The sequence below is a fragment of the Pseudohongiella sp. SYSU M77423 genome (assembly GCF_029911965.1).
Taxonomy (GTDB): Bacteria; Pseudomonadota; Gammaproteobacteria; order Pseudomonadales; family Pseudohongiellaceae; genus Pseudohongiella.
In genome coordinates this window covers 25,934-39,643 of record NZ_JARYTH010000005.1, presented here as the reverse complement: position 1 = coordinate 39,643, position 13,710 = coordinate 25,934, and the positions used below count along the sequence as shown (strand labels likewise).

15 protein-coding genes are annotated in these 13,710 nt (G+C 55.1%); 6 read left to right on the top strand and 9 right to left on the bottom strand.

All coding sequences use genetic code 11. The features are described from left to right. The first annotated feature begins 36 nt into the window (after nt 1-36). From QGM61_RS11640 to QGM61_RS11630, 3 genes are all read left to right on the top strand, one after another. A complete protein-coding gene (locus QGM61_RS11640; RefSeq protein ID WP_281133089.1) occupies nt 37-603 on the top strand; it encodes a methyltransferase family protein in 567 nt (188 codons plus the stop codon). After that, entirely contained in the window at nt 576-1,199 is a 624-nt protein-coding gene (locus QGM61_RS11635; protein WP_237134725.1) for a hypothetical protein, read from the top strand. Before QGM61_RS11640 ends, QGM61_RS11635 begins: the two co-directional genes overlap by 28 nt. Nucleotides 1,200-1,318: 119 nt before the next feature. Next, a complete protein-coding gene (locus QGM61_RS11630) occupies nt 1,319-1,576 on the top strand; it encodes a DUF4404 family protein (RefSeq protein ID WP_237134724.1) in 258 nt (85 codons plus the stop codon). Here QGM61_RS11630 and holA read toward each other — a convergent pair. From holA to miaB, 7 genes are all read right to left on the bottom strand, one after another. Continuing rightward, nucleotides 1,545-2,588, bottom strand: coding sequence for a DNA polymerase III subunit delta (holA, locus tag QGM61_RS11625; RefSeq protein WP_281133088.1), 1,044 nt, complete (start codon nt 2,586-2,588; stop codon nt 1,545-1,547). The genes QGM61_RS11630 and holA overlap by 32 nt on opposite strands. Continuing rightward, a complete protein-coding gene (lptE, locus tag QGM61_RS11620) occupies nt 2,585-3,073 on the bottom strand; it encodes an LPS assembly lipoprotein LptE (protein WP_281133087.1) in 489 nt (162 codons plus the stop codon). Before lptE ends, holA begins: the two co-directional genes overlap by 4 nt. Then, nucleotides 3,073-5,559, bottom strand: a complete 2,487-nt coding sequence (gene leuS, locus QGM61_RS11615; protein WP_281133086.1) for a leucine--tRNA ligase — start codon at nt 5,557-5,559, stop codon at nt 3,073-3,075. Before leuS ends, lptE begins: the two co-directional genes overlap by 1 nt. Before the next feature lie 69 nt (nt 5,560-5,628). Further along, nucleotides 5,629-6,495, bottom strand: a complete 867-nt coding sequence (locus QGM61_RS11610; RefSeq protein WP_237134720.1) for an HlyC/CorC family transporter — start codon at nt 6,493-6,495, stop codon at nt 5,629-5,631. Continuing rightward, nucleotides 6,492-7,010 carry an rRNA maturation RNase YbeY gene (ybeY, locus tag QGM61_RS11605; protein ID WP_281133085.1) on the bottom strand — a complete coding sequence of 173 codons (519 nt, stop codon included), beginning with the start codon at nt 7,008-7,010 and terminating at the stop codon, nt 6,492-6,494. The genes QGM61_RS11610 and ybeY overlap by 4 nt, the downstream gene beginning before the upstream one ends. Beyond that, nucleotides 6,994-8,037 carry a PhoH family protein gene (locus QGM61_RS11600; RefSeq protein ID WP_237134718.1) on the bottom strand — a complete coding sequence of 348 codons (1,044 nt, stop codon included), beginning with the start codon at nt 8,035-8,037 and terminating at the stop codon, nt 6,994-6,996. Before QGM61_RS11600 ends, ybeY begins: the two co-directional genes overlap by 17 nt. Nucleotides 8,038-8,179: 142 nt before the next feature. Further along, nucleotides 8,180-9,526, bottom strand: coding sequence for a tRNA (N6-isopentenyl adenosine(37)-C2)-methylthiotransferase MiaB (gene miaB / locus QGM61_RS11595; protein WP_281133084.1), 1,347 nt, complete (start codon nt 9,524-9,526; stop codon nt 8,180-8,182). Nucleotides 9,527-9,721: 195 nt separating this feature from the next. Between miaB and QGM61_RS11590 the strand changes: the two genes are divergently transcribed. Together QGM61_RS11590 and QGM61_RS11585 are read left to right on the top strand one after the other, a co-directional pair. Continuing rightward, nucleotides 9,722-10,054: a DUF1820 family protein gene (locus QGM61_RS11590; RefSeq protein WP_237134716.1), complete on the top strand. Its 333-nt coding sequence runs from the start codon at nt 9,722-9,724 to the stop codon at nt 10,052-10,054. Between the two features lie 81 nt (nt 10,055-10,135). Further along, nucleotides 10,136-10,645, top strand: a complete 510-nt coding sequence (locus QGM61_RS11585) for a hypothetical protein (RefSeq protein WP_281133083.1) — start codon at nt 10,136-10,138, stop codon at nt 10,643-10,645. On the opposite strand, the gene QGM61_RS11580 is transcribed toward QGM61_RS11585, so the two are convergent. Beyond that, a complete protein-coding gene (locus tag QGM61_RS11580) occupies nt 10,642-11,916 on the bottom strand; it encodes an aminotransferase class I/II-fold pyridoxal phosphate-dependent enzyme (protein ID WP_281133082.1) in 1,275 nt (424 codons plus the stop codon). The two genes, QGM61_RS11585 and QGM61_RS11580, sit on opposite strands and share 4 nt — an antisense overlap. Nucleotides 11,917-12,111: 195 nt before the next feature. Between QGM61_RS11580 and QGM61_RS11575 the strand changes: the two genes are divergently transcribed. Next, nucleotides 12,112-13,122, top strand: a complete 1,011-nt coding sequence (locus QGM61_RS11575) for a serine/threonine protein kinase (RefSeq protein WP_237134713.1) — start codon at nt 12,112-12,114, stop codon at nt 13,120-13,122. Between the two features lie 40 nt (nt 13,123-13,162). On the opposite strand, the gene QGM61_RS11570 is transcribed toward QGM61_RS11575, so the two are convergent. Then, nucleotides 13,163-13,708 carry a TlpA family protein disulfide reductase gene (locus tag QGM61_RS11570; protein ID WP_281133081.1) on the bottom strand — a complete coding sequence of 182 codons (546 nt, stop codon included), beginning with the start codon at nt 13,706-13,708 and terminating at the stop codon, nt 13,163-13,165. Between the last annotated feature and the right edge of the window lie 2 nt (nt 13,709-13,710).

Genomic DNA, 13,710 nt, shown 5'->3' with positions numbered 1-13,710 from the left:
TGTCAAAGTTTCATCATACTGCAAAGGGATTGTGTCATGCTGCAAATGGCGGTTTTTTCGCTATATCTGACGATTGTGCTAAGCCTTGTCTGGGCTCGTTTCCGTTTCTTTACCGTTAATGTTGGCACTGGCCGACTACGCGCATTGACGTATGATTTTGCCGTCGCGATTCAAATGCTGTCAACCGCATGGCTTTTTTATAATGTGACGGATATCACAAAACCAGAGCTGATCATTTGTGCGCTCTTGTACAGCCTTTCGCTGGTGATATTCTGGTCAGCGATAAGCACCGCCAAGTCACTTGACTTCGCATTTAGTAACCATGTCGGAAGTATTGTGACATCAGGTCCGTTTGGTGTTTTTCGTCATCCATTTTATGTCTCATACATGATTGCCTGGTTCGCCAGTACGTGGCTGTTCGGTACGATATTGTTGTGGCTGAGCTTCGTGTATCTGATGGCGTTTTATGTGATGTCTGCCAGGAAGGAAGAACGCATGATCCTGAACAGTGATCAGGCAAACGAGTATCAACTTTACCAACAACACGTAGGCATGTTCCTACCGAGGATAAAACGATGGAAGCGATCAAATTCAAAACTCTGACCCAGGAAAAAGATATCGAGTATTTTTTGAGCCGTTTTGAGGGCTACGTCGGTGTCAAGCTGCCTTATGACTATGCGCAGCGCAGCACGTTTGTGGCTGGCTATAAGGGTGACGAGATGGTTGGTGGATACATGCTGGTTACCAAGCCGGAGTTCAGAAGTCTGATGTTTGTTCCCGATGACGTCAGGGAATCTCATGAATTCTTCCGCAACGAAGCCTACGACATGATGGAAATCAATGGTGTCTGGATGAGTGCATCGCTGAAAACAGCCTCTGAACAGTTCAGCATCTGGTTAAAACTGATACTTGACGCCTTTAAGTGCCGTAAACAGTTTGTCCTGTTGATGGCCAATCAGCGCAATATCAATATTCGACACGTCCACGCCATGACTGGAGCCAAGGATATCTATGAAGGCGCTCCGATGCTGATGTCGGGCGACAAGAGCCATTCAACTATCCGTGTGAGCTACACAACACGGTGGTCACTGCTACTGAATGTGCCTCGTTACTGGTTTGAGTACAAGAGCCGCGAGCGTCGTTTCCACCGTCGTCTCAAGCAGCGTGCCTACTCCAGGGTCGCCAGCAGAGCGAGCTGATTGGCGCGACAGAAAATACCTCGGTGGCTTCACATTGAGCAGGACCGGTTACACCGGTTCTGCTTGTGTGGTCCTTTGACTGGCATTAACATGTATTCATTCACGATGGAGGAATACGTGTGAGCCAGGAAAGAATCAGGCAGTTGCTGCAGGAGCTTCAGTCGGAGCTAGCCAAAACAGAGGATCTGGACGACGACACGCTGGCACTGGCGCGCCAGCTTGACGACGATGTTGATACGCTGCTGGAAACATCCGCGCGTAACAGTCCGGAAATGGATAATGCCATCGCGCTCGAGGCGCGCTTCGCCGCGACACATCCAGTCGCCGAGCGACTGATGCGTGAGATTATTGCCACCTTGAGTCGGATGGGAGTTTAAGCGCCCGGCCACTCAGCCGCGCGACAAGCTGCTCCAGCAGTTCCCATGCAGACAGATGGGTCAGGCCTTTGACGCTGATGTCGATCTGTCTGGCCAGCGTCAGCTGGTTTCTAAGCGCGGGTTCGCTTAAACGGTTCAACGCAGAGCTCATCAGCGCCTGCCTTGATTTCCAGACCCGCTGGGACTGCATGACGCTTTGTGCCGACAGGCCTCTCTGCATTTGACAGGCCACGCCATGCAGAGTGCGGAGCTCACGGGCCAGCATGGTATTGATCATCAGGGCCTGGGCGCCCTCGTCGCGCATACGTCGCAGTGTTCTTATCGCCTTGCCACCTTCGCCAGCCAGGCAGGCATCAATCAACGCAAACACATTGAAGCGCGAGCTGTCTGCGACGCTGCGAGCGATCGCTGCCGCGTCAAGATGTGTACCTGACCCGAACAGCAGAGATAGTTTTTCAATCTCCTGGTCAGCGGCCAGCATATTACCTTCAACCCGATCTGCAAGCAGTTGGCAGGCATCAGCATCGGCACTCAATTGACGCTGAGAAAGGCGTTGCGTGATCCATGCTGGCAGGCGTGATGCCTCAACCGGATAAAGCTGCACTACGCCAAGCAAGGACTCGAGCTGTTTGTACCACTGGGTTTTGGTCGCAGCCCCTTCGATACGGGGGCTCAGGATAAGCAGCAAGGTGTCTTCCGGGGCTGACTTGAGATACTCAATCAACAGTTTTCTGTCAGCGTCGGCGATCTTGCTGGAGCCCAGGCGCAGCTCGATCAGCTTTTTGTCGCTGAACAATGACATGCTGGCGCCTGCCGAGGTCAACGTTCGCCAGTCAAACTGCCGGTCTGCCTCGTAGACTTCGCGTTCGGTATAACCCAGTGTTTTGGTGGTCTGCCTGACAATATCTGCACAGTCACGCATCTGAAGGGGTTCATCTCCAGCCAGCCAGTAGCCCGGCATCAGTTTGCCTGACTGAAAGTGTCTGGCTAACTGATCGGCATACAGCTTCATAATTCCACGGCCTGAAGGCGTCGGACTATGTTGTCGGCGAGTTCGCGCCGCATGTCATTTAAAGTCAGCTCCAGCCCGCTGTTGCTGCCACTGATGTTCGCAGTGTCTTCGTAAAATGTGCCCCGTACCTGAAAGGTCTCGGGGCCAGCGATGACCTGACCGCCCTGTCGCAAAGCGGCATCGACACTCAGCATCAGTTCGTACTGACCCGCCCCGGCTCGCGTATTGATGCTGATTGCACGCCGCTCCAGTTGCTCCGCAGACAGAGCAAGCTCCAGAACCTGCCCGTTGCCATGAACAATTTCGACATTGCTGGCTTCCAGAGTGTCTTCCAGTGCTCCCTGCAAAGGGTAGGGGCCTGATGGCACGGTCAGCGCCATCCGCTGCATCGGCAACACGGCTGTCTGGGCGCCGCGAAGCGCGAAGCCACAGCCAGACAACGCCACAAGCAGCGAGATCAGCAACAGACGGCGTAAAGCGTTCATCAGCCCACCACGATGTTGATCAGCTTGCCCGGCACAACAATCACCTTGCGAACGGTCTTGTCGGCAATATGCCGTTGTACGTTGTCATCGGCCATGGCCAGTGCTTCCAGCTTGTCCTTGCTGGTGTCACGCGCGACGGTCAACTTGCCACGCAGCTTGCCATTGACCTGTATGACGACCTGAATCTCATCCTGCACAAGAGCGGCCTGATCAACTGTCGGCCAGGGCTCATCAATGATGGCGCCCGGTTTTCCGATACTTGCCCACAGAGCGTGGCAAAAATGCGGAACTACTGGCGACAGGCCAAGCAGCACAATCTGTAGAGCTTCCCCGATGACTGCATTATCCTGCTCACTCAAATTGTCAGCGCGGTCATCCTGGAAACGGGTGATGCTGTTAACCAGTTCCATGATGGCTGCGATGGCTGTGTTGAATGTCTGCCGTCGCCCATAGTCGTCACTGACCTTTTCCAGTGTCGTATGCGTTTTGTAGCGCAGCTGCTTCTGCTCACTGTCCAACTGGGTCTGGTCCGGCGATTGCGAAGACGCAGTGCTATGACCGTAGCCTGTTACGACCCGCCAGAGTTTGCGCAGGAACCTGGAGCTGCCTTCCACGCCGCTGTCCGACCATTCAAGAGACTGGTTGGGCGGTGCTGCAAACATCGTAAACAGTCTCACCGTGTCTGCGCCATACTGCTCGATCAGTTTGGCCGGTTCCACGGTGTTGCCTTTGGACTTGGACATCTTGCTGCCGTCTTTGAGAACCATGCCCTGAGTCAGCAGGCGTTTGAAAGGTTCGTCCGAGGAAATGAGACCCTCGTCGCGCATCAGTTTATGGAAGAAACGCGCATACAGCAGGTGAAGAATGGCGTGTTCTATGCCGCCGATATACTGATCCACAGACAGCCAGTAATTTGCGCGCTCGTCCAGCATGCCAGTCTTGAGGTCAGGGCAGCTGTATCGGGCATAATACCAGGACGATTCCATGAAGGTATCGAAGGTGTCTGTCTCGCGCTCTGCATCTTTGCCACAAGAGGGACACTTGACACTATAGAATTCCGGCATTTTCTTTAATGGAGAGCCAGAGTCCGTGAAACTGACATCTTCTGGCAATACCACTGGCAGATCCTGCTCAGGCACCGGTACAGCGCCACAATCCGGGCAGTTGATGATCGGGATAGGGGTGCCCCAGTAACGTTGCCGGGATACACCCCAGTCACGCAGGCGGAAGTTGATCTGTTTGCTGCCAAGATCCCGCTCGCGCAGCCATTTTTCAATCGCCTCAAAAGCGGTTGCCGAATCCATGCCATCAAACTGGCCGGAATTGATAAGAATGCCTTTGCTTGTAAACGCCTGCTCTTCAAGCTTGCAGACTTCGTCATCGCTGCCGGGTTTGATCACCTGCTTGATGGGCAGCTGGTACTTGCGGGCAAATTCGTAATCGCGCTGATCATGGGCAGGCACGGCCATCACGGCGCCAGTGCCGTAGCTCATCAGGACAAAATTGGCGACAAACACCGGTACCTGTTCGCCACTGATCGGGTGAACAGCCTTGAACCCGCTGTCCATGCCTTTCTTTTCCATCGTAGCCATGTCAGCTTCTGCCACTTTGATGTGGCTTTGTTCTTCAATGAAACGTGCAAGCTCGACGTTCTGTTCAGCCGCCTGCAAGGCCAGTGGATGCTGCGGTGCGACAGCGACATAGCTCACGCCCATCAGGGTGTCCGGGCGGGTTGTATAGACCGTAAGCCTGGTGTCCTGGCCTGCCACTTCGAAGCTAAGCTCCACACCTTCGGATCGACCAATCCAGTTGGCCTGCATGGTTCGCACTTCGTCTGGCCAGCCATCCAGTTTGTCCAGGTCGTCCAGCAGTTCCTGTGCATAGGCCGTGATCTTGATGAACCACTGAGGGATCTTGCGACGCTCCACCAGGGCGCCGGAACGCCAGCCGCGTCCGTCAACCACCTGCTCATTGGCAAGCACAGTCTGATCGACAGGGTCCCAGTTCACTTCGGCTTCTTTTTTGTAGACAAGGCCTTTCTCGAACAGACGCGTAAAAAACCATTGTTCCCAGCGGTAATAGTCCGGATGACAGGTTGCCAGCTCCCGGCTCCAGTCATAGGCATAACCCAGCTGTTTGAGCTGCTTGCGCATGTAGTCGATGTTGCTCCAGGTCCATGAGGCCGGCGCGATACCGCGCTGCATGGCGGCATTTTCCGCAGGCAGGCCGAACGCGTCCCAACCCATGGGCTGCAGCACACTCTTGCCCTGCATTCGCTGATAGCGGCTGATGACATCGCCGATCAGGTAGTTTCGTACGTGTCCCATGTGCAGGTGGCCACTGGGATACGGGAACATCGACAGGCAGTAGAACTTTTCCCGGGTCGGATCTTCGCTGGCCTTGAATGACTGGTGTTGCTCCCAGTATTGCTGTGCCTGTGCCTCCACTTCTTGTGGATTGTATTGGGTTTCTTCGCTGTTGCTCATGGCTGGTAAGTTGTCTCGAATAGTCGTCTGTTTGGGGCAGTATTGTTTTCGGTTAGTGTTTGCGTCTGTCTAGTCAATGTTTTCTGCCGCGCCCGGAGGCAGCGCGGTCAGTTTTAGCAGACGTATCTGGCGACTGTCGGCGTTCAGAACCGTGAACTGGTAGCCGCCCAGTGCAACTGTCTCATCGCGTTCCGGGATATGCCGCAGCTCCTGCAACAGCAGGCCACCAACGGTGTCGGCATCATCTTCGCTGAACTCGCTGCCGAAGAATTCATTGAACTCTTCAACCGGGGTCAGCGCCTTGACGATATACTGCTCATCGCCTAGCGGTTTGATGTAGCTCTCGTCATCGACGTCGTATTCGTCATCGATCTCACCGATGATCTGTTCCAGAACGTCCTCAATGGTGACCAGCCCGCAGACCATACCATATTCGTCAATTACGACTGCCATATGGTTGCGTGTCTCGCGGAACTCACGCAGCAGAACGTTCAGTCGTTTGCTTTCCGGAACACAGGTTGCCGGTCGGATCATATCTTTCAAGTTGAATCGTTCGGCGTTATCGCCCAGCGCCAGTGGCAGCAGATCCTTTGCCAGCAAAATCCCAATCACCTGGTCTGGGTTTTCACCCGTCACCGGGAAGCGGGAGTGCGCAGCTTCGACGACGACGTCGAGAATTTCGGCGAGCGTCTGTCGCACCGAGACCGTCGTCATCTGCGAGCGCGGGATCATGATCTCGCGCACCTGCATGCTGGATACCTGCAGGGCACCTTCGATGATGCTCAGTGCATCAGCATCCAGCACCTGATCCTGCTCGGCATTGCGGAGCAGATTCAGCAGGCTTCTGGTGTCGGTTGGTTCATCAGAAAACACCTGCGCGATGCGCTCGAGCCAGGACTTTTGCCGCGGCTCGCTACTGGGAGGGTCGTCGGTCATGCCGGTATGTTGCTCCTGTCGTAATAGGGGTTGGCAATATTGAAGCCTTCAAGAATGCGTATTTCCAGCTGTTCCATGAGTTCTGCTTCTTCGTCGTCCTGATGATCCAGTCCGCAAAGATGCAGGACGCCGTGCACAATCAGGTGCGCCCAGTGGTCAATTGTCGACTTGCCCTGTGCCTGTGCCTCTTCGATAACGATATCGGCACACACGACCAGGTCACCCAGCGGATATTCGTCCAGTTGTGCTGCAACGGTACCGGGAATGTCGGCAGGAAACGAAAGAATATTGGTTGCATAGTCTTTCTGGCGATATTGGTGGTTCAGTTGGGCTGCCTCGTCGCGATCAACGATCCGCACACTGATGACACAGGGTTGGCCGCTGCGCTGCTGCTCGTGCAGGGATTCATTGGCAGTCTGATGTGTCAGTGCGGCAGTACACCAGGACGCGATGCTGTCGCTGTCCGGCGCATTGAGAGATGGATGCTCACAAATGACATCAACCGTCACGTTCATGGCTGCCGTCATCTTTACTCAGCGATTTGATGGTCGTCTGTCTCTCGTAGGCGTCGTAAGCTTCGACGATGCGCTGCACGAGTGCATGTCGCACCACATCTTTGGAGTCAAAAAAGTTGAAGCCGATTCCTGGCAGGCCGTTCAATACCTTCAGGACGTGAACCAGGCCGGAGCGTGTGCCTGAGGGCAGGTCGATCTGGGTGACATCACCGGTAATGACAGCGGTGGAGCCGAAACCGATTCGCGTCAGAAACATCTTCATCTGGGAAATGGTGGTGTTCTGACTTTCATCCAGAATAATAAACGAGCCGTTCAGGGTGCGTCCGCGCATGTAGGCCAGAGGCGCCACTTCGATAACGTTTTTTTCGATCAGGCGGGTAACCCGCTCAAACCCGAGCATTTCGTAGAGAGCGTCGTAGAGAGGGCGCAGATATGGATCGATTTTCTGGGACAGGTCGCCAGGCAGGAAGCCCAGTTTTTCGCCAGCCTCGACGGCGGGTCGCACGAGCAGCAGTCGTTTGACCTGGTCCTGCATCAATGCTTCGACGGCACAGGCGACGGCCAGATAGGTCTTGCCGGTGCCTGCCGGACCGATACCAAAATTGATGTCCATCTGACGGATCGACTCGACGTACTGCCGCTGATGTCGGCCGCGCGGTTTGATTGAGCTGTGCGGGGTCTTTATCAGGACTGGCCGGGTGCTGTCTTCGGCGGACTGAACTGCCTGTGGTGTGGCTGGCGGTACAGGCGTAAACCCTGACTCCTTGAGAGTCAGGTGAATAAGGTCGGGGCTGACATTGGTGCCATCAGCAGTCACGGCATAGAGCGACTCAAGCACTCTGATGCCCTCGCGGACGGCATCAGCTTCGCCAGACAATTCAAATTCGCTGCCGCGTTGCCGAATCTGCAGCGCCAGTGATTTTTCGATCTGGTGGATGTGCTCGTTCAGATGACCGCCCAGGTTCGCCAGGCGATGTGTGTCTTCCGGCGTCAAAGTGAGCCGTTGAGTGCTTTGTTCAGTAGCCATGCAGCTGGGGTACTACCTCCACCTCAAATGTGAGACGTCATATTTTCAGACTGGGCAATCAGTATAGAGCAATCCGTGTGATGGGCAAAATCTGGCCACAATTATCTCCGCAACTGCCCGCTACAGGTCCAGATGCTGTTGCTTAGAGCTCTCCGGCCAGGGAGTTCGGATAGGCCTCGCGGATGCGGACATCTACAAACTGCCCGATCAGGCGGGTGTCGTCACAGTGGAAATTGACCACGCGGTTGTTCTCGGTGCGGCCCTGCAGGCTGCTCAGGCCACGTTTGGATTCGCCGGTGACCAGCACGCGCTGGGTGCTGCCCACCATTGCCTGGCTGATAGCGGCTGCCTGCTGGTTGATCTGTGCCTGGAGCACAGTAAGCCGGTGCTTCTTTTCCTGCTCACTGGTATTGTCGGGCAGGTCTGATGCCGGCGTGCCTGGTCTGGGGCTGTAGATGAAACTGAATGATGTGTCGAAACCGACATCAATAATCAGGTTCATGGTGTCTTCAAAATCCTTCTGTGTCTCGCCAGGAAAGCCAACAATAAAGTCCGACGACATACTGATGTCGGGGCGAATTGCCTTCAGTTTGCGAATGATGGATTTATATTCCAGAGCAGTGTGTCCGCGTTTCATGGCGGCCAGGATGCGATCCGAACCGCTTTGCACTGGCAAGTGCAGATGGCTGACCAGTGCCGGCACGTGACGATAGACCTCAATCAGATTGGCAGAAAACTCTGTCGGGTGTGACGTCGTAAAACGAATGCGGTCGATTCCGTCCAGCGCCGAGATGTAGGTAATCAAGGTCGCCAGGTCAACAATCTGGCCGTCGTGGCTCAGCCCGCGGTAGGCGTTGACATTCTGACCCAGCAGATTGATTTCACGCACGCCCTGTGTTGCCAGATGCGCTGCTTCTGCCAGAACGTCATCCAGCGGTCGACTTACTTCCTCGCCGCGGGTGTAGGGCACGACGCAGAATGAACAGTACTTGCTGCAGCCTTCCATGATGGTCAGAAATGCCTGGCAGCCTGCGACACTTGGCTCCGGCAGGCGGTCGAATTTTTCGATCTCTGGAAACGTAATGTCTACCAGCGGCAGTCCGCGGCCGGAGCGGTCCAGCATTTCAGGCAATTTGTGCAGTGTCTGGGGACCAAAAACAACATCGACATAGGGCGCGCGTTTTCCAATTGCTTCGCCTTCCTGGCTCGCCACGCAGCCACCCACAGCTATTTTCAGACCGGGTTTGGCTTCCTTGAGACTGCGCCAGCGGCCCAGTTGGTGAAAGACTTTTTCCTGGGCTTTTTCACGGATCGAGCAGGTATTGAGAAGCAGAATGTCGGCTTCTTCTGGTGTTTCCACCAGGTCTGCACCTTGCGTCTCTCGCAGCAAATCCAGCATGCGTGACGAATCATACTCATTCATCTGGCATCCGTGGGTCTTGATGTAGACTTTTTTGCGTGTGCCGCTGGCTTGCTCGTTGGTGCTCATGACAATTCGGGCTCGTTGTGGAAATAAAGCTGCTGAATTACAGAAAGGCGCGGATTATACCAGTTCTGACGCTCGCGAATAAGTCTGAATGGGCTTCAAAAGAAGCCTGACTATCAGTCAGCTGTATTCCGGACAGGGGTTTGCGTTACAATACGCGTCTCGCTCCCATTCCCAGTAGTCGTCCACGAGAGTCTTATGGCCAGTCGTCAGGAAATCTATCGCATTACATTCCTCAACAAAGGGAAGGTCTATGAGCTGTTTGCACGTCAGGTGTATCAAAGCGAGCTCTATGGATTCATTGAAATAGAGGAATTCCTGTTCGATGAGCGCAGTCAGGTGGTGGTCGATCCCGGCGAAGAGAAACTCAAAAACGAGTTTCAGGACGTTAAACGCAGCTTTATTCCCCTTCAGGCCATCATCCGCATAGATGAAGTCGAAAAGACCGGCGTCGCCAAGATTTCCAGTGGCGACAACGTCATGCCTTTTCCCATACCCGGATTTGTCAGTCAGCATCAGTCTGAGAGCTGATCGTCCCACCGTCGTTCAGTCTGCATTCAGGCAGGTAGCGCTATAACGGTACCGAGCATGTGCAAACGAGGAGGGCAGGTGATGAAGTTCTATTCAAGAAAGTATCGTATGGTGATGCTGGCAGCGGCTACATTAATGCTGGCATCAGTCAGCACAGGCGCGCTCGCAGATCGCTACAAGCGAGTGACGGTCTACGAGACTATTCACAAACCGATCACGCTGGTTCACTCGCCAGTTATTGGCTCTGTTTATATCGGCACTACCGTATATCGAGCCGACTATGGTCATGGGCGTCATCACGACAACCGTAAACACTACCGCAAACACGGTCATCATGATCGGGGATATCACGGCAAAGGACATCGCAAACATGACCATCATCGCCATGGTCACGGCTATAGTGGCCACTTCCAGGGGCATGACATCTGGCGTGGCGGCAGTTACCACGATCGTCACCAGCACAACGCGCGCGGCAGCTGGGAGACTGATCGCCGCCACGGCACTGTCTATGTCAATGAAAGAGGACGCAAGGGCTCGACCTATCGTCAGGTCGAGCGCAACAGCGTGGTGATTCGCCAGCGGGGCCGTTAGGCGGCTTCCAGGCTGGCCAGCTCCACACACAATACAAACACCGCCATGGCTTCGTCGATCTCCTCAAGGCTGGGGAAGGACGGTGCCAGGCGGATGTTGCTGTTGTTGGGGTCTCGCTGATACGGCCAGGTTGAGCCAGCCGGTGTCAGCTTGACGCCTGCTTCCGCGCAGAGTTTGACGACCTTGTCTGCCAGTCCGGGCTGGGTATCGAACAGCACAAAATAGCCCCCCTGCGGGCGCGTCCAGTTACCCAGTGGCTGCCCGTTAACGGTCTTGCCTGCCAGACTGTCGTCCAGATGTTTCAATACCCGCTCGAACTTCGGCTGCAGAATGGCGCGGTGTTGCTGCATCAGGCTGCGCAATCCGTCCATGTTCTTCAGGAAACGCACATGGCGTAACTGGTTGACCTTGTCCGGGCCGATGGTTGAGATACCCAGATAGTCAGCAAACTGTTTGATATTGGCTTCCGATGACGCGATAAACGCCATGCCGGCACCGGCAAAGGTGATCTTGGAGGTTGAGCCAATGACGATGGCGCTATCCAGGGTGCCCTGTTGTTCACATAGGCTCAACAGGTTTGCCAGCTCGGGCGGGTTGTCGACCAGATGGTGCTCGGCATAGGCGTTATCCCACATGATACGGAAATTGGCGCCAGCGATTTTTGCCAACGCCGCAAAACGGCTGACCACAGCGTCAGAGTAAACGACACCGTTCGGGTTGGCATACTTGGGCACACACCAGATGCCCTTGATCAGCGAATCGCTTTTGACCAACTGCTCGACCTGATCCATGTCAGGCCCTTCCTCTGTCATAGCCACCGGGATCATCTCGATGCCGAGCGCCTCGCAGACCGAAAAGTGACGGTCGTAGCCGGGTGCCGGACACAGAAATTTGACTTTCTGGCCGTCACGCGCTTCTTTGCTCCAGGCAGAATCTGCGCCTTTGACACCATTGATGTGCGCATTGGCAACGTACTGATACATAAGCTGCAGTGAGCTGTTACCGCCCACCATGACCTGCGCAGGGCGTGTTTCCAGATAATCTGCAGCGAATTGCCGGGCTTCAGGGATTCCCAGGCCGCCGCCGTAGTTTCGGGCGTCAGTGCCGTCAGCACAGCGGTAATTGCCTTGCAGGATGCCGTCCAGGGCATTGCTCAGGTCCAGTTGCGCAGTGGCCGGTTTGCCACGCGTCAGGTCCAGATTGAGCTTTCGGGCCTTGATCTGTTGGTAGGCAGACTGTAATTCCTGAAGACGCGCTTGTGCGTTAGTCATGCTGACGATGTACTCCTTGCTGGATGTGTGGTGAGTGGCTTGCATTGTTGGTCTGCGACGGTGTTGTCAGGCCGGGCGTCAGACCAGAAAAGCCGCGTCGACCAGAGACGCTGGCCGAAAACAGTCGACTGAAACCAATGCGGGTAGGCATTTTACAGTATACTCGCGGCAAACTCGATCCACAGGCCGCAATTGATGAATGAAACAAGCCAGTCCAGCCACCCGTATCAGTCGCTGGGCCCAGATCAGGTGCTGGATGCGATTGATGGCCTGGGTTTACAGACCAATGCGCGCGTATTTGCTCTCAACAGCTATGAGAACCGCGTGTATCAGGTGGGCATGGAGGACGGATCCTATCTGGTGGTGAAGTTTTATCGACCCGATCGCTGGAGTGACGAACAGATCCTGGAGGAGCACGCGTTTGCGCAGGAGCTGGCAGATCTGGATGTGCCGGTAGTGCCGCCACAACGCATAAATGAACAGACATTGCATGCCTGCCAGTGTGGAACCCAGCAATTTCGGTTCGCATTGTTTCCCCGACTGGCGGGGCGGGCCCCGGAGCTGGACAACCCGGACAACCTGCTGGTAATGGGCAGGTTCATCGGCCGGGTCCATCTGGTTGGTTCTCAGCGCAGCTTCGCTAATCGACTGCAACTGTCAGTTGCCACTCATGCCGTTGCCAGCCGCGAGTTTCTGTTGCGGCATGATTTTATTCCCGCCTCTTTGCGCACCGCCTATGAGACGCTGTCGGGTCATCTTGTTGAACGATTGGATCGGGTATTTGCAGATCAGCCCAACCTTCAGCAAATCAGGCTGCACGGCGACTGTCACCCTGGCAATGTACTCTGGCGCGATGAGAGGCCGTTTTTTGTCGATTTTGATGACGCGCTGACCGGGCCTGCCATGCAGGACCTGTGGATGATGCTATCGGGTGAACGTGATCAGCAGCAGGCACAATTGCTGGAAATCGTGGAGGGCTATGAGGAGTTCTTTGATTTTCAGCCACGTCAGCTGGCACTGATTGAGCCGCTGCGGACCATGCGACTTATGCATTACAGCTCGTGGCTGGCGCGGCGATGGGATGATCCGGCGTTCCCGATGAGCTTTCCCTGGTTTAATACCGAGCGATACTGGTCAGAACATATTCTGGAGTTGCGCGAGCAAATGGCTGCGCTGGATGAGCCACTGTTGCGTCTGTACCCATAAAGAGCCAGTGAGGCCATGGCTGCAGGGCACCCGCGGCCATTCACTGCTCTTCGTTGAGTAACTCCACCAGCGCCTGTTCCAGCAGTTCTGTATCGCCTTCCCGAAACCCTTCTTGCACTTTACGAATTACGCCTTGCCGGTCGATCAGGAATGAAGTCGGCATGCCGAACACATCGTAGGCATTCATAACGTCAGTGGTTTGATCGGCGACCAGATGGTAGGCCAGCGGGGTTTCAAGATCGGCCAGGAATTCGTGGGCATCCTCGATAGGGTCATCGATTGTGATGGCTACCACTTCGAAGCCCTGGTCACGATACTGTTCGTAAAGGGTATTGATCTGAGGTAGTGAGCGCAGGCAGGGCAGGCACCAGGATGCCCAGAAGTCGACATAGACTATTTTCCCGCGCAGATCTTCAAGCGCCACGGCGCTGTCCTGGTCGCGTACACCCGGCAGTTCAAATGACGGAGCGGTATCGCCTGGCTCAAGTGCAGATACAGAGCTTGCCAGCAGGCAGAACAGACCGGCAGCCAGCGCTACGCCGCGTACCGGGTTTTTGCCAAGCAGGAGCTTCACAGAGTTCAACATGA